The 268-nt window shown below is 43.3% G+C and carries 1 pseudogene; it reads right to left on the bottom strand.

Annotated elements, in window-relative coordinates:
* Positions 1 to 268 (bottom strand): annotated as a pseudogene (locus AC0L2O_RS36875) (glycosyltransferase family 4 protein); the annotation flags it as partial.

Genomic DNA, 268 nt, shown 5'->3' with positions numbered 1-268 from the left:
GAAAATATACCAATCGCTCAGAAGGCATATCACGTGTACAGTAACGTTTGACGCTTTCAAGGAAGCCGTGAGATTGAAGCAGTAAATAATCAGCACGATTATAGATCCAAGAAACCAATTTCCCTACTAACGAAAGCAGCGCTGTATTTTTTAAGACCCCTACAGCTCTAAGTGTCTCAGGCCAAAGATCAAGTACCCAAATAAACACAGGCGCTTTTTTTATACGGCCAATCACAAGGGCTGGTATCGCTGCCATTATCGGCGAGAC

This window comes from Bradyrhizobium sp. Kon10 (assembly GCF_055807395.1).
The sequence above is the reverse complement of the archived record's forward strand: the minus strand, read 5'-3'. Positions and strand labels throughout refer to the sequence as shown.